General features: G+C 57.2%; 16 protein-coding genes and 1 pseudogene. 2 read left to right on the top strand and 15 right to left on the bottom strand.

Features of this window, described 5'->3' with window-relative positions:
* The first annotated feature begins 46 nt into the window (after positions 1 to 46).
* Complete coding sequence (locus P9J57_RS18945; protein WP_133344669.1) at positions 47 to 1708, top strand: methyl-accepting chemotaxis protein; 1662 nt, start codon at positions 47 to 49, stop codon at positions 1706 to 1708.
* A 43-nt stretch (positions 1709 to 1751) separates the two neighbouring features.
* Here P9J57_RS18945 and P9J57_RS18940 read toward each other — a convergent pair whose 3' ends face one another.
* From P9J57_RS18940 to P9J57_RS18880, 13 genes and pseudogenes are all read right to left on the bottom strand, one after another.
* A complete protein-coding gene (locus tag P9J57_RS18940) occupies positions 1752 to 2825 on the bottom strand; it encodes an acyltransferase family protein (protein WP_105077056.1) in 1074 nt (357 codons plus the stop codon).
* A gap of 264 nt (positions 2826 to 3089) precedes the next feature.
* Positions 3090 to 3608, bottom strand: a complete 519-nt coding sequence (locus P9J57_RS18935; RefSeq protein ID WP_078828962.1) for a YagU family protein — start codon at positions 3606 to 3608, stop codon at positions 3090 to 3092.
* A 38-nt stretch (positions 3609 to 3646) separates the two neighbouring features.
* Positions 3647 to 4345 (bottom strand): L-ribulose-5-phosphate 4-epimerase, encoded by a 699-nt coding sequence (gene araD, locus P9J57_RS18930; RefSeq protein ID WP_029570889.1) that lies wholly within the window; start codon positions 4343 to 4345, stop codon positions 3647 to 3649.
* Complete coding sequence (locus P9J57_RS18925) at positions 4342 to 5202, bottom strand: L-ribulose-5-phosphate 3-epimerase (RefSeq protein ID WP_014595123.1); 861 nt, start codon at positions 5200 to 5202, stop codon at positions 4342 to 4344. Before P9J57_RS18925 ends, araD begins: the two co-directional genes overlap by 4 nt.
* Entirely contained in the window at positions 5199 to 5855 is a 657-nt protein-coding gene (gene ulaD, locus P9J57_RS18920) for a 3-keto-L-gulonate-6-phosphate decarboxylase UlaD (protein WP_014595124.1), read from the bottom strand. Before ulaD ends, P9J57_RS18925 begins: the two co-directional genes overlap by 4 nt.
* A pseudogene (locus tag P9J57_RS18915) lies at positions 5852 to 7335 on the bottom strand (FGGY-family carbohydrate kinase). Before P9J57_RS18915 ends, ulaD begins: the two are co-directional and overlap by 4 nt.
* Positions 7332 to 8627 (bottom strand): MFS transporter, encoded by a 1296-nt coding sequence (locus P9J57_RS18910; protein ID WP_089517678.1) that lies wholly within the window; start codon positions 8625 to 8627, stop codon positions 7332 to 7334. Before P9J57_RS18910 ends, P9J57_RS18915 begins: the two are co-directional and overlap by 4 nt.
* A 15-nt stretch (positions 8628 to 8642) precedes the next feature.
* On the bottom strand, positions 8643 to 9110 hold the full coding sequence (locus P9J57_RS18905; RefSeq protein ID WP_133344671.1) for a NanQ anomerase/TabA/YiaL family protein: 468 nt from the start codon (positions 9108 to 9110) through the stop codon (positions 8643 to 8645).
* Positions 9111 to 9120: 10 nt separating this feature from the next.
* Positions 9121 to 10119 carry a 3-dehydro-L-gulonate 2-dehydrogenase gene (gene yiaK / locus P9J57_RS18900; RefSeq protein ID WP_014595128.1) on the bottom strand — a complete coding sequence of 333 codons (999 nt, stop codon included), beginning with the start codon at positions 10117 to 10119 and terminating at the stop codon, positions 9121 to 9123.
* Between the two features lie 252 nt (positions 10120 to 10371).
* Positions 10372 to 11202, bottom strand: a complete 831-nt coding sequence (locus P9J57_RS18895) for an SMP-30/gluconolactonase/LRE family protein (RefSeq protein ID WP_014595129.1) — start codon at positions 11200 to 11202, stop codon at positions 10372 to 10374.
* A 14-nt stretch (positions 11203 to 11216) separates the two neighbouring features.
* Entirely contained in the window at positions 11217 to 12317 is a 1101-nt protein-coding gene (locus P9J57_RS18890; protein ID WP_013024267.1) for an ABC transporter substrate-binding protein, read from the bottom strand.
* A complete protein-coding gene (locus P9J57_RS18885; protein ID WP_013024268.1) occupies positions 12314 to 13414 on the bottom strand; it encodes an ABC transporter permease in 1101 nt (366 codons plus the stop codon). Before P9J57_RS18885 ends, P9J57_RS18890 begins: the two co-directional genes overlap by 4 nt.
* A 22-nt stretch (positions 13415 to 13436) precedes the next feature.
* Positions 13437 to 14963 carry a sugar ABC transporter ATP-binding protein gene (locus P9J57_RS18880; RefSeq protein WP_013024269.1) on the bottom strand — a complete coding sequence of 509 codons (1527 nt, stop codon included), beginning with the start codon at positions 14961 to 14963 and terminating at the stop codon, positions 13437 to 13439.
* Between the two features lie 318 nt (positions 14964 to 15281).
* On the opposite strand from P9J57_RS18880, the gene P9J57_RS18875 reads away from it, so the two are divergent.
* On the top strand, positions 15282 to 16094 hold the full coding sequence (locus tag P9J57_RS18875; RefSeq protein ID WP_014595130.1) for an IclR family transcriptional regulator: 813 nt from the start codon (positions 15282 to 15284) through the stop codon (positions 16092 to 16094).
* A gap of 25 nt (positions 16095 to 16119) precedes the next feature.
* Here the strand turns inward: P9J57_RS18875 and P9J57_RS18870 are convergent, their stop codons facing one another.
* Positions 16120 to 16641, bottom strand: a complete 522-nt coding sequence (locus tag P9J57_RS18870; RefSeq protein WP_031283310.1) for a GNAT family N-acetyltransferase — start codon at positions 16639 to 16641, stop codon at positions 16120 to 16122.
* A gap of 177 nt (positions 16642 to 16818) precedes the next feature.
* Positions 16819 to 17358, bottom strand: coding sequence for a P-loop NTPase family protein (locus P9J57_RS18865; protein ID WP_013024272.1), 540 nt, complete (start codon positions 17356 to 17358; stop codon positions 16819 to 16821).
* Positions 17359 to 17417: the final 59 nt, after the last annotated feature.

The following is a 17417-nucleotide window of genomic DNA, read 5'->3' as shown; positions in this document are numbered from 1 at the left end:
TTAATGCACAAAGCATTTTCGTTTTAACGACCAGGCGGAACAAAAAATGACCATTACACAGCGACTTTTCCTGACCTTCTCCCTCCTTGCCGCCTCACTGGCTGTTCTGGCTATGGTGGCGATCACGGTGGTAACAGGATTTCAATCACGCTTCGATTACGTGCAGAGAAATACAATTCCTTCTATTACCGATCTTAATAAGCTTGTCGATAGCAGCAATGCCCTGACACTGCTGCTTTATCGCCATCAAAGTGCGACCGATCAACGCAAGCAGGCCCAGTTTGAGAAAGATATCGCTGGCGTGATTGCGGATCTGAAAAAGCAAAACCAGTATTACTTTGATCACGACCTTTCCAGTGCTGAAGACAAGGCCCTGAGCGAAAAAGCATTTGCGGAGATAAAAGAAGCGGAAGCCAGGCTGCCGACCTTTTTTGCCGGGTCACGGGCACAAAATGATGCTATCGCGTTGGGCGCGATCCAGGGAGACAGTGGTGTGGGTCAGTCTGTTCGCGATCTGATAGCGGGGTTAAAGCGACAGCTGCAGCTGAATGTGGACATTGGCAAAACCTACAGCCAGCAAAACAATCAGGTTTATCAACAAACCTTGTGGGGCATGTCCGGCGGTTCGCTGCTGATTATCCTGCTGCTTGGCGCGTTTTCGGTGAAAACCATCTTCAGCATCCGTCGTCAGCTCAACGCCATTCGTGCCACCATGGAAAGCGCCAGCGAACGTCTTGATCTGACGCTGCGCGCAGATGAGTCGCGTCGCGACGAAATTGGCTTAACGGCCAGCGCTTATAATCATCTGGTCAGCAATGTGGCGCAGTCGTTGTCGTCCGTTGAACAGGCATCCCACTCTGTCGGCTCTGCCTCATCCCAGATTTCAGCTGGCAACGACGATCTCTCGGCGCGTACCGAAGAGCAGGCAGCGTCGCTGGAGGAAACGGCGGCCAGTATGTCTGAACTGAGCGAAACCGTGCGTCAGACGGCTGAAAATACCCGCCTCGCCAGCCAGCTGTCCAAAAATGCGCGTGAAATCTCGGAAGACAGCTCGGGCAAAGTCAAAACCATGCTGAGCACCATGTCCGATATCAAAAGCAGTTCAGCGAAAATCAACGACATTATTGCATTGATTGAAGGCGTTGCCTTCCAGACCAACATCCTGGCGCTGAATGCGGCCGTTGAAGCCGCCCGTGCCGGTGAGCAGGGACGCGGTTTTGCCGTGGTCGCCGGAGAGGTGCGTAATCTGGCACAGCGCTCTTCTTCTTCTGCCCGTGAGATCAAAGCACTGATCGAGTCCTCCATGCGCTACGTTGAAACCGGTGCCGCTCAGGCTGAAGAAGTCGGACAAAATATGGGCCGGATGAACGATGCCGTGCGTCAGGTAAACGATCTGGTCGATGAGATTGCGGTGGCGGCAAGCGAACAGTCGCAGGGCATTGGTCAGGTACATGAAGCGGTCAATCAGATGGACAGCGTAACCCAACAAAACGCCGCACTGGTGGAGCAGGCTTCTGCCGCTGCGCGTTCGTTAACGGAGCAGTCCACCACGCTGCAACAGCTGGTGGCCGCCTTTACCATCCGTTCAGCTCAGGTTATCGCCGCTAAGCCGCCTTTAGCCGCCGTGACGGCCGCGCCCGTGCTGAAGCGTCCACAGCTTGCGGCGGCTGGTGCAGGTGCGCAGGAAGATAACTGGCAGAGCTTCTGATAGTGGCGAAGCAGTGGCCCGGGCGGCCGCTGCTTTTAAAGGGTTACGAACTTCTGTGCAGCGTCAACGGCGTTGATAACCAGCGGGCAACGCGTTTGCCTGCCTTAATGGCGGGTTTTTCAATCCAGAAAAACATCACGGAGGCCAGCGCCACACTGATGCTAATGGAGAGGATGAAAATCATCAGATTGTCCGTCCAGGCTTTATTCGCCAGGCTGTTCATCAGCAATATCATCATCGGATAGTGGATGAGATAGAGCGAATACGAGATATCGCCAAAGAAGATCAGCGTACGGTTATGACCACTTTCCGTGCGGTAACCCAGCATCACCGTGATGCTCATAATGGCCGCCGCCAGCCAGAAACCGCCATGCAGGCCAAACGGCTGCGGCCCAATCATCAGCGCTGTCGCAAACGCCAGTACCAGCCCCACCTGCAGTATTCTGCGCATCTGAGAATTCAGCTCAGGGAGCTTTTGTCTGACGATTAATTCAGCCAGCATCATCCCTAAGATAAACTCCATGCAGATGGTATTGCTGATAAGTTTGATCCACGCCTGCCACCAGTGCGTTACCGCCATATCAGGCGAAACCTGAGAGGAAAAGGTAAAACTGCCGTTGTAATACAGCTGAAAGCCCACGCTGGAGGCGAGGAAAATCAGTGCGCACAGGAAGCTACGGTAGCGATAGTTTATGCACATCGCCACGGTGAATACGGCGTAGAACAGGATCTCATAGGAAAGCGTCCACGGCGGACCTAATGCGCTGAATCCAAAGGTCGGCCCGGGGCTGCTGTAATCCTGCAGGCAGAAGTAGAGCGCACAGGACATATCCTGAAGCGAACGGTCGTGATAAACCACCACGAACGAGAGCAGCCAAACCACAAAGAAGACCGGCCAGATGCGGAAAAAGCGTTTCACCATGAACGACGTCGGCGCTTCGTTAAACTGATGCGTAATAAAAGTCATGATGAAGCCGCTGATAATAAAGAATACGTCCACGCCCAGCGCGCCGGGAATGTGCCGGGTCCAGTGACTTTCTAACAGCGATGAGTTGTGCGCCAGCACCACAAGTAGCGCAGCCAGGCCGCGCAGATACTGGATTGAGACGATTTTCATGAGCGTTACAGGCCTGTCAGTTTACTCAATCACGGCGTTCGCCTGAACGAGCCGGTTAGGGTTAAGCGTAGGCCGTATTGTAAAAATGCCTTAACGATTATCAACCGCCACTTAGCAGCCAAAAAAAAAGGATTTTGCCTGATAGCCTAATTTTGCAGAAAAAATGGCGACGATCGACGGAGTTAGGCGCACAGGATCAGAAGTGCGCCGTTGGGATTTCAGAGGGTTCTTAAACAAATATGATGACTTGAGGGGATACAGGCACTACGCGGACGCGCGCGGAAAGACGCTCCCGCCCATGGCGCGCCGGAAGATCTCAATCGTCCACATCCACAGAATATGCCCCAACGTCTCCGAGGCGATTTCCGCTAACGGCAGGTGCCACAAGGGCGGTGCCCAGCCGTTCATCGGCAAGATCACGCCGTGAAAGCCCAGGGTAATGAGCAGGGCAAACGCTACGCCCTGGCCCAGCGTAACGACCGGGAGGATCTCGGCCAGGGCGCAGTAGAGCAGGGCGAAGACGATTGAGAACAGGTGGTGAACCCCGGCAATGCCCCAGTTCACCACGTGACCGGAATAATGATAGACCAGGTTGCTGACGTTGATCCCCATATCCTGCAGCATCTCCGCAGGGGGAATCGCCCTGTCAGGCGTTCTGGGCGGAAACGGATTCTCCGTTCCCCATTTTACGAAGCTGGCAACGTTGCCGCCCCAAAACCCTGCCCAAAGCGCCGGACCATAATGCCGGTCGGCAGGGGACGTCAGACGAAACGACCTGTTCATAGTTAACCGCTCCTGCTGAGTAAGATAACCACCGTGGATTACTGCCCGTAATAGGCATTTGCTCCATGCTTTCTGAGAAAGTGCTTGTCCAGTAAGGGCTGTTGCATGTGGGTAATACCGGGCGTCAGCTGGCGGGAGAAAATGCCCATATAGGCGATCTCTTCCAGCACCACCGCATTGTGGACCGCGTTATCGGCGTCTTTTCCCCAGGCAAAGGGTCCGTGCGCGTTAACCAGCACGGCAGGAATAGCGGTCGGGCTGATGCCGCGCGTGCGGAAGGTTTCAATAATCACTTCGCCGGTATTGTGTTCATAGTCGTGGGCTATTTCGGCCTCCGTCATCAGCCGGGTGCAGGGAATGGCCCCGTAAAAGTAGTCGGCATGGGTTGTGCCCCAGGCGGGCAGGTCCTGACCGGCCTGCGCCCAGATGGTGGCGTGGCGCGAATGGGTATGCACAATGCCGCCAATATCCGCAAAGGCGCGGTAGAGCGCCAGGTGCGTCGCGGTATCCGACGAGGGTTTTTTACTGCCTTCCACCACCCGTCCGCTTTCCAGTTCCACGACCACGATGTCGTCCACCGTCATGCCGTCGTACTCCACGCCGGAGGGTTTGATGGCCATCAGCCCCTGCGCGCGATCGACAGCGCTGACGTTGCCCCAGGTAAAGGTCACCAGCTGATGGCGCGGCAGCGCCAGGTTGGCGGCCAGCACCTGCTCTTTCATGGCGGCTATGCTCATACTAAACCTCCTTCCTGCATTTTCTGTTCAATCCAGCGCCGGGCCTGCACGATCTCGGCAACCGGCTCCTCGGCTTTTTCCGTCCACATTTCAATCAGGAACGATCCGCGATAGTTCAGCGCCTTAAGCGTGCGGAATACGCCGACAAAGTCCACGCAGCCCTGACCAAAGGGGACGTCCCGAAACTGGCCCGGCGAGCTTGCGGTCACGGGTTGGGTATCCTTCAAATGAATCGCGGCGATGCGATCAATACCCAGGGTCAGTTCGGCGGTGACATCATTGCCCCAGGCGCTGAGATTGCCCACGTCCGGATAAACGGAAAACCATGGAGAAGCCTGCTGCTGCTCCCAGACTTTCCACTTGCTGATAGCGTTCATAAACTCGGTATCCATGATCTCAACCGCCAGCATCACCTGCGCCGCGGCGGCGCGTTGCACCGCACGTGACAAGCCTTCGGCAAAGCGCGCCACGGTGCCATCATCGTGGGGTTCGTAATAGACGTCGTAACCGGCAAGCTGAATCGTGCGGATCCCCACGTCCTTTGCCAGTTGGATGGCGCGATCGATCAGATCGTCTGCCCGCTGGCGGATCGCCGGATCGTGACTGCCAAACGGAAAGCGGCGATGCGCCGACAGGCACATGGAGGGAATGGTCACGCCGGTTTCAATCATGGCGTTGACCAGCGACAGGCGCTGCTCTTTGCTCCAGGTCAGGCGCTCCAGCCGCACGTCGGTTTCGTCTACCGACATTTCCACAAAATCAAAGCCACAGGCTTTTGCCAGCGCCAGTCGTTCAGGCCAGGTGAGGTTAGCGGGCAGGGCTTTCTCGTAAATACCTAACGGATGCTGGCGTTTCATACTGTTCCCCAAATGCTGGCAATGGCCTGATGGAATTCCGCTGCGCGTTGAATGCCGCTGGCGGGATCGCTGAGGGCGCGCCCGGCGATAAACGCTTTCACGTCAACGTCTTTAAATTGCGCAAGATCCTGAGGCGTAATGCCGCCCGTGATGGAGAGCGCAAAACCCAAATCCGACAGGGCTTTCATGGTATCCAGGTCATGCTGATTCCATTGCTGCCCGCTGGCCTGGGCATCCCGCCCCCGATGGTAAATGGCCTGTTTCAGCCCCAGTTGCCGCCAGCGGCGGGCATCGTCCAGCGTCCAGTGACCAAACAGTTCGATTTGAATATCGCCCTGGTGCTGCTGTGCCACGTCCAGCGCGCTGGCAAACGTCGCCAACGGTGCGGCACAGATGACCGTCATCCAGCTTGCGCCCGCCGTGAAGGCCATGTCTGCCAGCGTGCCGCCGGCATCCGCCACTTTATAGTCGGCCACCAGGGTCTTTTGCGGATGCTGCTGGCGCAGACGGCGCACGGCTTCGACTCCGCAGCTCAGGCACAGCAACGTACCGGCTTCGATGATATCGACATGCTGATGCAGCTGCTGTGCGGTATCCAGCGCCGCATCCAGCGCGGTATGATCCAGCGCCAGCTGGAGTAAAGGCAGGCTCATAAGGGGGCTCCTTGTGCGTCACTCAGGACGCGGATCAGATGCTGATAACGCTGATACTTCTGCTGATAACGGGCATGCCGTGTGCTGTCCGGTAGCCAGGTGACGATATCCGGCGCCAGGGCCTGCTGGGCCTGCTGCAGCGAGGCGTAAGCACCGGTGCCGGTCAACGCCACCAGCGCCGCGCCCAGACAGCCGCTTTCGCTGATCTGCGGCACTTCAACGCGCAGGCCGCTGGCATCGGCAAACATCTGCATCCAGGGCGCGGAGCGCGTAGGGCCGCCGCTCAGACGCAGGGCAGTGACCTGAGGAAAGCGTTGCAGAATGCGGTTGAGATGCGTCAGGTGGGAGAACACCACGCCTTCGTAGATGGCCTGCACCAGGTGGGCACGCGTGTGGCCCGCCTGCAGACCAAAGAAACTGCCGTGCAGGTCGGCCCCGGCGTTGGTGCCGTACAGAAAAGGCAGAAACAGCAGCGCGCTGCTGGCAGGTTCCAGCTCCTCAACCCACTGATTTAATTGTTGGTAGTCGCGGATGCCCCACTGTTCACAGAACCACTCCAGGTTTGCCGCCGATGTCGGGCTGGCTTCGTGGATAAGATACTGGCCTTCAATGGCATAGCGACCGTAAACGTAGGGATAGTCTGCTTCATCGCTAATGCAGTCGGTAATGCCGCTGGTCACCGACCAGGTGCCCATCACCGCGTTCAGGCGCGTTGCGTCATTCAGTCCCGCACACAGCGCGGTGGACATCACGTCAAACAGGCCCCCGACCACAGGCGTGCCGGGCAGCAAACCGCATGCGGCGGCAGCCTGCGCGGTTACATAGCCGGCAATCTGCGTTGATGCCACAATCGGGGGCAACGCCGGCACGATCTCGCTGATATCCAGCATCTCAGCCAGCGCGGGCGACCAGTCTGCCGCCTGCATGTCGTACAGATTGGATTCAGAGATGTTAGTTTCTTCACAGGCCAGCTCGCCGGTCAGACAGAAACGCAGGTAGTCGTGGGCCATCAGTACGCTGCCGATTGCGGCGTAGCGCTGCGGCTGATGCTGCTTTAGCCAGCGCAGGAGCGACACCGGATGGCCGGTCCAGAGCGTCTGTCGGGTGAGAGGATAGAGTTTTTGCGGCATGCCTTCCCGCTGCCACTGTTGCACACCAGGCTCAGGGCGCGACGATCGGAGGATAAGATGCCATTTCCCAGCGGATTGCGATCTTTATCCAGCAGAAACAGCCCTTTACCCTGAGCAGAGATGCCTAATCCAGCGACGTCGGCGGCATCCTGACCGCTGCGGGTCAATACTTCGCGAATGACCGCTGCCGCCTGCTGCCAGAGCAGCGTCATATCGCGTTCGGCATAACCCGGCTCTGGTACCTGTACCGGCAGGTTTTGCCGCGCAACGGCCAGCTCGCGGCCCTGCCTGTCGTAGAGTCCGGCTTTAATAAAGGTGCCGCCGCAGTCCAGTCCCAGCCAGCGTTTCATAACGCCTCCCGTTTCGCAGAATCACAGCGGGCAGGCAGGGTCATTGCCAGCAGCGCAGCCAGCGCCAGCGAAATGGCAAGGCTGTAAACCCCGGCATCTTTGCTGTAGAACGCCATCAGCACGCCGACCATGTAAGGCCCACAGAAGCCGCCAAGGTTGCCCAGTGCGTTGATCAGGCCGCGTGCCCCGCCCGCGACCTCGGCATTGAACAGGCGCGGCGGAATACTCCAGAACACGCCCGCTGCAGACTGAATAAACACGCCACAGCCCACCAGCGCCGCGTAGGACCACCAGATATGCGCTTTTAGCAACACCGACAGCGCCATGCATAGCGCAAAACCTGCCAGTGGCAGCGCCACAAACAGCTTGCGCCGCCCGGTTGCATCCGAAAGAACAGAAAACAGAAACATGCCGAAGATCGCCCCGACGTAGGGCAGTATGGCCAGCATACCAACCTGCTCGACATTGCCGTGGGTCAGCTCTTTAAGAATGGTGGGCAACCACAGGGTGTAGCCGTAAATGCCGGTCTGATAAAAGAAATTGACCAGAATCAGCCGCCACATCACGGGCTCGTGCATGACCTTAAGCAGAGAAGCGTTGCGCACGTTCTGCCCTTTGATCATCAGTTGCTCGTTGTGCAGGGTCGTAATCAGATACTGCTTTTCAGCCGGAGAAATCCACTTCGCCTCCTGCGGCCGGTTGCTGATGGTGAAATGCCACAGGGCCATGACGACCAGCGATAACGCGCCTTCCACGTAAAACAGCATGCGCCAGTCCCAGCCGGTGATGATCCAGCCGGAGAGCGGCGCGGTAATGATCCCGGCGATCGGGACAAACATGATCACAATCGCATTGGCGCGGCCGCGCTCGGCATCCGGGAACCAGTTGCCGATCATCGTCAGCACCACCGGCAGCATGCCGCCTTCGGCGATCCCTAACGCAAAGCGCAGTGCCAGCAGCTGGTACTGACTGGTTGCCATGCCGGTCAGTATCGAAATGACTGCCCAGGCCAGCAGCGACCAGCCAATAAAGCGTTTGCCGTTACCGTAGACGGCCAGCTTGCCGCCTGGCACCTGCAAAAACAGGTAACCAATGAAGAAAATACCGCCCGCCAGACCGGCCATTGAGGCGCTGATGCCCAGTTCGGCGTCCATTCCGCCCGGCATGGCAAAGGCAATATTAACCCGATCCATATAGGAAATGATGCAGGTGATCAGGACAGGCGGAATGATCCGTAACCAGCGCAGAGCAGGGATCTTTTCACGGTTAACGGCAGTTGATGTCAGACTCATGGCCTTTCTCCTTGCTTACGCCAGATCGCAGGTGGGGATCTTGACCACCACTTTGCGAATCGGTCCTGGCGTGCTCACCGCGCAATTTGGCCGGTGGATATCCTGCGGAAAAAACACGGCAAAGGTGCCCGGCAGCATGCGCACCTGGGTCTCATGCGGCACGTGCTGGTAAAAAATAATGTCGCGCTCCGGGTCGTAAGGCTGATGCACCGCGAAATCCACAGGCTGCGTTGCGACGCCGATAACTTCTTCGCCCGTAACCAGGTACTGCACATCAATGTACAGGCGGTGTGCTTCCGGGTAGTTCTCCTCGGCCGGAACGGTGTGCAGATCCAGTACCTGCATAACCCAGCCGGTTTCACTGTCCTGATAACGTCCCGCCGCCAGGGTGGGCAGGTCGTAGCGGGTCAGGCAGGCGATCGCTTTGGCGATCGCCGGAGGATAGTGACGCGGGTCGGTATTCGCGATGTGTCCGGTGATCATGATTCCCTCCTCACAGCGCCTGGATACGCGCCCAGACGCGCTCATCTACCGGAATGCCAAGTCGCTGATTTTCAGCCCGCAGCGGCGGAAACTTATCGCCGGGCAGGCGAATGGCCTGCGCGCTGTCGGCCCGTTCAGCGTTGATAATTGATGCCCGGATGCGGTCGAGCTTGTGCTGGCGGGTTTCACCGTCGATAAGGCGGTCAACATCAATCGCGATAAAGACCTGCGAGATGCCGAATTCATCGCCGTTGTCGTGTGTCACTTCGGTGACGGAGGCACCGTTGGAGAGCAGGGTGGCCAGCATGTCCAGTACCACCGATAGCGCGGAGCCTTTCCAGTAACCCATGGGTAAGATGCGACGGTTTTGCTCAAGGGTGGCCGGATCGCGCGTGTAATTGCCTTCATCATCAAATCCGCCATCGACCGGCAGGCTCTTACCGGCCAGACGGTTCACTTCCAGCATGCCGTAGGAGAACATCGACATCGACATATCCACCATGGTGATTGGCTCGCCTGGCACGGCGATGATCAGCGGGTTGGTGCCGATAGCGCCGCTTTTCGCGCCCCAGGGCGGCATCACGGCAATGGAGTTCGTCCAGCAAATGCCCACAAAGCCCTTTTCGGCTGCCTGCCAGCCATAACTGCCGCCACGCATCCAGTGATTGGCATTACGCAGTGCCACCAGCCCAATACCGTGATCCGATGCCAGGGCCATAGCACGATCCATCATCCCGTGCGCGGTGATGTTGCCGATGGCGCGCTGCGCATCCCACTGCTCGATCGCGCCCAGCGACAGGACTTTTTGTGGTTCCGCCTCGGGCACGATATGGCCAGCATCCAGCTGCTGAATAAACCGCGGGAAGCGGTTTACGCCGTGGGAATACACGCCGTTGAGACTGGTTTCGGTAAACATGCGCGCGCAGGCTTCGGCTTTATCCTGAGGCACGTTACGACCTGTAAGTACGCGGAGAAACTCCTCATACAACTGCTGATAGCTGATTCTCATACGACTGATACTCCCAGCGTTACCGCTTTATTTCATAATGTGGAATGTCATTTCAACTAAATGCTATGGGGAAAAGCCGGGCCAGTCAAAGAAATGACCGAAAAATTAATCAATAAAAATCAGTATCTTATATTTATTGTCGGCTTTTGTGATCTCTGGCTTATTCGCCAGATTTTGCCCACAGGCGGGCCGGTCAGCCCAAGAGAGGCTGACCTGATTGACGCGTGCGGCATCCCTGCCTGAGCAGACGGCTTAGGGCAGCCTTACCCGGTAGAGCGACGTGTTTGCGGTGATATAGAGTTCATTATTATCCGGCCCACCCAATGTGCAGTTGGATACCGTTTCAGGGATCGGAATTTTGCCTTTGCGCTCTCCGTCAGGGTTAAAAATAATCACGCCGTCTGCGCAGCTACAGTAAATGTCGCCGTGAGAATCGACACAGAATCCGTCCGGGAAGCCCGGCGTGACATCGGCAAAAAACTGGCCGGGCGACAGCTCGCGTCCTTTAACCTGATAGACCCGGAGCTGGTGGCGCCCCAGAGTTGGAAAGTCCACCACCGACATATCGGCAACATACAGCAGGCTCTCGTCGGGCGAAAACGCCAGCCCGTTAGGCCGTTGCAGATCGCTGGCCGCAATACTGAGCTGCCCGGAGGCGGGATCGAAGCAGTAGAGATAGCAGCCAATCACCTGACTCGGGGCCAGATAGCCTTCGTGATCGTTAACGATCCCGTAAGGCGGATCGGTAAACCAGATGGTGCCATCGGCGCGGATCGCCAGATCGTTGGGCGAGTTAAAGCGCTTGCCCTCTACTTTGTCGATCAACACGTTGACCGTGCCATCCAGTTCGGTCCGGCTGATAGCCCGGCGGCCGTGTTCGCAGCTGACTACGCGTCCCTGCCCATCCCGGGCATTGCCGTTGGCATAGTTAGCGTGATGACGCCAGATGCTGAGCTCACCGTTGCGCTGCCAGCAGTACATGCGGTTGCCTTTGACATCGCTGAATACCACCGCATCGTGCTGCGGCAGCCATACCGGGCCTTCGGCCCAGATGGCAGGGGAACACAGTTTTTCTACCTGCATGCTGCTGGCCTCCGTTACTTCACGCCCCAAATGGTTTTATAGTGCTGCTGATAACCGTTTTCGGGGTCGTAGTTATTTTGCGGTCCGCCATCCCGGCTAATATTTTCCTGAGTAATTAAGTGCGCAGGCGTGACATAGCCGGAAGGCGGCTGGCCAGCGAAGGCGCGGTTGAACTCATCCAGCAACTGCCAGCCGTGCAGTTTTAACGGTTCTGCCACGGTTGCCGACTGGCTTTCACCATTGCGAATACGCTGGAAGGCCGAGACAGACCCGTCGCCCGCAGAGATATTGTATGGCGCGTTTTTGCCCCCCTTGCCTGCGGTTTTCAGCGCCGGTGCCATGAAGTCAAAATAGAGATCGTTAATCGCCAGCGAGTACTGCCAGCGGTCGCCGTACTTCTGTAACAAGCTGAAGGTGAGCGACGGCATACGGTTAGAGGTATCGGCCAGCGGCGTGTCAATAAAGTCGATGACCTTACACTCGCTGCACTTTTCAATTTCCTGCTTCATCGCATTGGCTTTATCCAGCGCGATTTTGTACAGCGAGTCGGTAAAGATGATGACCTGAGCTTTACCGCCTGATTTCACCACCGCGTACTGTGCCGCCAGGCGGGCAACCTCATTTGAGTCAGAAGTAATGTTATCCGTAATGCCGTACTGCTTAATCGGGCCTGGCTGTGGCTCCGCATGCCAGGCCATCAGCACTATCTTTTGCTGGACCGCTTTTTTGAGCGGCATTTTGGCGACGTTGGGGTTCCAGCCGCCAATAATGATGCCGTCAGGGCGCTGGGCAATAGCCTGATTCAGCGCGGCAAGCTGATCTTTCACCGATCCCGCACCGTCCAGCGTATCCAGCTTCCAGCCCGCCACTTTCGCCGCCTCGCTCAGCCCCTGCTGAACCCCCTGTACACCGCCATTTTTCATATCTGAGGCGATAAAAATCAGTTTCTTGTTCGCCTGGAGTTTCGGCCCCGTGGTAGGGCCGTCCCAGGTGGTGGCGCTGGACGTGGCTTTGGCGACGGCCGCGGTGGCCTGTTCCAGGTAGCTGTCTGCATGAGCGGGCAGTGAGGCGACCAGCATGGCAACGAGAGAAAGACCAAATACCGGATTTTTCATAATGAGTTCCCTGGTGTGATGGTTTTTTGCTGTGGGTCAGGTGTTGTTGCTGGCGTGCTCTGACTGCGCACGACAGCTTTTTGGTTCAACATACGGCGACGCTGGGCGTAGCCGGCAAGCGTAATCGACAGCAACAGCGTGGCACCGTTAAATAAGGGTTCAACCCAGAAGGCGCCGCCAAACTGCTGAATACCGGCGATACCAATAGCCAGAATGGCGATGCCCACTACGGTGCCCCAAACGTTAACCCGTCCCGGACGAATGGTGGTGCTGCCCAGAAAGGCGCCCACTAAGGCAGGCAGCAGGTAATCCATCCCGACGCTGGCCTGGCCGACGCCCTGTTCTGCGGCAATCAGCACGCCGCTGAAGCCGGTAATGACGCTGGAGGCGATAAAGGATCCAATGACGTACTTATTAACGGCGATGCCGTTGAGGCGTGCCGCGACGGGATTACCGCCCACGGCATACATGCATCTTCCCAGCGGCGTATGCTCGGTGACCAGCCATAACGCCAGCGCCAGGCCCAGCACATAGAATGCGCCAATCGGAATGCCAAGGATTTCCGTGCTGTGCAGCGCGCTGAACGCATCCGGTAAATCACCCACAATTTGTCGGCCGCCGGAGTGCCACAGCGCAATCGCATACAGCACCGTCCCGGAGCCCAGCGTGGCGACGAAGCTGTCAATGTCTGCCAGCGCGACCAGGATGCCGTTAAGCAGGCCATACAGGGCCGACAACACCAGCACTGTCAGCACCGCCATCTGCCAGGAAAAGCCATATTCCACCTGCAGCGTAATGGCCAGGATGTGCCACAGCACGATGCCAAAACCGACGTTGAGGTCGATTTTGCCAACGATCATTGGCAAGGTGGCCGCCAGCGCCAGCAGCGCAATTTTTGCCTTACTGGACAGAATCGCCTGTACGGTCAACATCGAAGCGAAGGTGGGGGACAGAACTGAAAACAGTAACGCTAACAGCACACATAACAGCAGTAGCCCGTAGCGGGTGAGGATCTGCATCGACCACGGCGCAAAGCCATGCTGAGCAAGGCTGACCCGTTGTTCGAGCGCGGTGGACTTCACCGAGGTTTTAGACATTTCGTTTCTCCTGACTGCCTGTTCAGACGGTAGCTAATGGAGCAGCAGAACTGGCCGAGGCCAGCTCCAGTAAACCTGCAAACGTAACCTGTTCATTTCTCAGCTCACCCACCACCTGGCCCCGGTTAAACACCAGCGCGCGGTTGCAGATATGAGCAATTTCTTCAAGGTCATTGGAAATCACCAGCACCGCCACGCCTTCGGCGAGGGCTTTATTGAGCAGGTGATAAATCTCTTCGCGTGCGCCGACATCCACGCCAGCGGTAGGATCTTCAAGAATCAGTAGCGGCGCGTTGAGGTGCATCCAGCGGGCCATGACCACTTTCTGCTGGTTGCCGCCGGACAGGGCGCTGATATCCAGGTTGACGTCTTTGGGACGCACGTCGAACAGCTGGACTTTCCACCAGCTGGCGCCTACCTCGGCGCGGCGACCATAGTGCGATATCAGCCGATGACCGCTGGCGCAGGGATTAATAAACAGGTTTTCACGCACGCTCATCGACATCACCAGACTTTCGCCCGTGCGGTCGCCTGCCACCAGTGAGATGCCCGCTGCCATCGCCTCACGGGGAGAGCGTGGGTGGCAGGGGTTGTCGCGAAAAATAACCTGTCCGCTGGTGGCCTGCTTCAGGCCAAACAGCATTCGGCCTATTTCTTCCTGACCGGCTCCGCGCAGTCCTGCCAGCGCCAGCATCTCGCCTGGCTGCAGGCTAAAAGAAACCGGCCCGACTTCGTCAATGCACAGCTGATTCAGCGACAGCACCGGCGGCCGCGCCTCGGGCAGCGCGAGGCGCTGGTTACTCTCCAGCGCCTCGCCCACAATCATTTCCACCAGATCGTGAAGCTTGTAATCTGCCGTGACGCCTTCCGCAACGCGTTTACCGTCTCGCATCACGCAAATACGGTCGGCAATTTCGATCACCTCATCCAGGCGATGTGTCACGTAAATCATGCCGACGTTGCGGCTTTTCAGGCGTTCAATCACGCCAAACAGGTGGCGCACGTCGTTGGCGGGCAGCGAGGCGGTGGGCTCATCCAGCACCAGCACTTCGGCGTTGACCGCGACGGCACGGGCGATGGCCAGCAGCGATTTCTCTGTCCGCGACAGTTCAAACACGCGGGCATCGGGGTCCAGCTGAATACCGACTTCCTCCAGCGCCGAACGCGCCCGCTCACGCACCGCCCGCCAGTTGACCAGGCCAAAGCGGCGGTTGAATCCCATCACCAGTGCCATATTTTCCGCCACGGTCATCCACTCAATCAGCCCCAGGTCCTGGTGAATAAACGCGATGGGCTGGCTGGTTGCCGTTTTCAACGCGGCGGCGGATGCCGTGACGTTTCCCTGAAAGGTAATCTGGCCCTCATCGCTGGTATACACGCCAGCCAGCACTTTGATCAGGGTGGATTTACCTGCGCCGTTTTCCCCCAGCAGCGCCACCACCTCGCCGGGGAAGACGTCCAGACTCACATCATTAACCGCGGGGTTGCCGCCAAAGCGTTTGGTGATATGGCTGAGTGTAAGAACCGGTTTATCCGGATGAGGTTGCATTTCTGCCTCCCGTGACGCCTGGTGAGTATCGGCAGCAAGAGCGGCGACCGCTCGTTGCTAATTTCAATATGTGAAATACTATTCCAAAAAATAGTATTCCTGACGCCGGGGAAAAGCAAAGAAGGAGGGTGGATATTTATCTATAAGAAACAGTAAGTTAAAATATTGTTTTGAATTTGTGATGAACAGCGCACTTCTGTCACGACGAGAAGCGTGCGCCCGACCACACTAAAAAGCTAAAGATTCCCTGTCGGTAAGCCTTGAGTTAACATCATGCGTTAGCGCGTTCAGGAAGTGAGAAATGGAGAGGGTCGGTGGATGGCGGTGAAAGTGGATAAAGCAAAGGAAACGAAGAGCGATAAACCCTTAGGGACACAAAGCCTGTTTCGTGGCCTGCAGTTAATAGAATTGTTAAGTAATTATCCTAACGGTTGCCCGCTAGCCCATCTTGCTGAACTGTCTGGAATGAACAAAAGCACCGTACATCGCCTGTTGCAGGGGCTGCACAGCAGCGGTTACGTGACCCAGGCACCTTCGCCCGGGAGTTACCGCTTAACCACCAAGTTTATTTCAGTCGGTCAGAAGGCGCTGTCGTCGCTCAATATTATTCACGTTGCAGGGCCACATCTGGAAAAACTCAACCTGGACGTGGGTGAAACCGTGAACTTCTCCAGCCGCGAAGACGATCACGTTGTCTTGATCAACAAGTTAGAACCTACTACGGGCATGATGCGCACCCGCGCCTACATCGGTCAGCATATGCCGCTCTACTGTTCAGCCATGGGCAAAATTTTTCTGGCCTGGGGCAGCGAAGAGTACCTGCTGCAATACTGGCAAAACCATCAGGACAGCATTGAGCAACTGACGAAAAATACCATTACCACGCTGCCCGAGATGCAGCAGGAACTCAACGATATTCTTCAGCAGCGCACCGCGATGGATCGCGAAGAAAATGAACTGGGCGTCACCTGCATTGCGGCACCGGTGTTCGATATTCAGCAGCGTGTCCCTTATGCGGTTTCGGTATCCCTGCCGACGGCCAAGCTGCAGCAGATTGGCGCGAAGCATCTGATGGCGAAGGTGGTTGCCACGGCGCAGGCCATTTCAGAAGAGCTGGGCTTCACCGCCTGAAAACGCCCGGCCTGCCGAGCCAGGCTTAGTTTTCAGGTAGCGTGCTGTCTCCGTCACCGAGCGTGCGCTGCATCAGCACCGTATCCAGCCAGCGGCCATGCTTGAACCCCACCGACGTTAATGTGCCGGTCACGGTAAAACCGGCGGCACGGTGCAGGGCGATAGAGGCCACATTGGCACTGTCACCTACGTTTCCCACCATCTGGCGAAAGCCGCGGGACTCAGCCCAGTGAATAGCATGGGCCAGCAGGCGTTTGCCAATGCCCTTTCCCTGGAACGCGGGCGCAATATACAGGGAATCCTCCAGGGTGAAACGATAGGCATAACGGGGCCGGTAAAAGCCCAGATAACAGTAGCCACAAACCTGTCCTTCACTGAGGGCGACGAACCAGGGCAGCCCGGCGGCGCGAAGTTTCTCCAGCCGGCTGGCTATCTCTGCCTCGTCGGGCGGGACGATTTCAAAACTGCCCGTGCCCTGTAATACGTGATGGGCGTAAATCTGTTGTATTGCCGGAACGTGGCTGTCTTCTGCCAGTATTATTTCCATTTCACTGTCTCCCTGCCTGTTAGCGTCGCGAAAGGGCATTGTCATCAGAATAAAAACGACCGGACATCGCGCTTCACCGGCAGAGGCCAGGTTGGCTGAACCGGACGCGGTAAGGCGCAACGCCTCCCACCATACAACCGGGCCAGACACGACCGATCCCGAACAAGAATACGCGGATTACACAGCCAAATTCCAGCGCCTGTAAGCCTCATCAATCGCCTTTGTGCCCTGCAAAAAGCATTTGGGCAGATCGATGTGCGGGTAGCGCGTTTTATAGCGCCTGCGGTTTCCCGGCGTTATCAACGCGATGTGCTTTATCATCGCCCAGTTCACCTTATCCACACTGCCCTCAAGTGCGCCCGGCCGGTTGGCACTGGCGTAACAACGTCTGACGTAACGCAGCAAGCTGGCGGGCATTGGGACATCAAGCAGAATATAGCCGGTTGCTCGCGCCAGTCGTTCGTTAAGACAGGCTGTGTAGTTGCCGTCCATTACCCAACAATCCCGGTGAATAGCCTGATGATGTAAATGCAAAAACTCAGCCTTCTCTCTTGGCTGCCAGTGGGTATTGGGCAGGTGATAAAGTTGGTCAAGATGAATGGCAGGCAGGGCGGTGTGATGTGAGATCGCGGTCGCAAGCGTTGATTTTCCGCTGTTAGACGGCCCCATAATGCAGATGCGTGGCCCCAGATCCTCAAGACTGATTAACGCATTCATGGCGACGGTCCTAGTAGAAGGTGTGGTGGATTGCCCTCAGCCCGACGGGCAGAAGGGCA

The organism is Pantoea sp. nfd-35, from assembly GCF_056892255.1.
The sequence above is the reverse complement of the archived record's forward strand: the minus strand, read 5'-3'. Positions and strand labels throughout refer to the sequence as shown.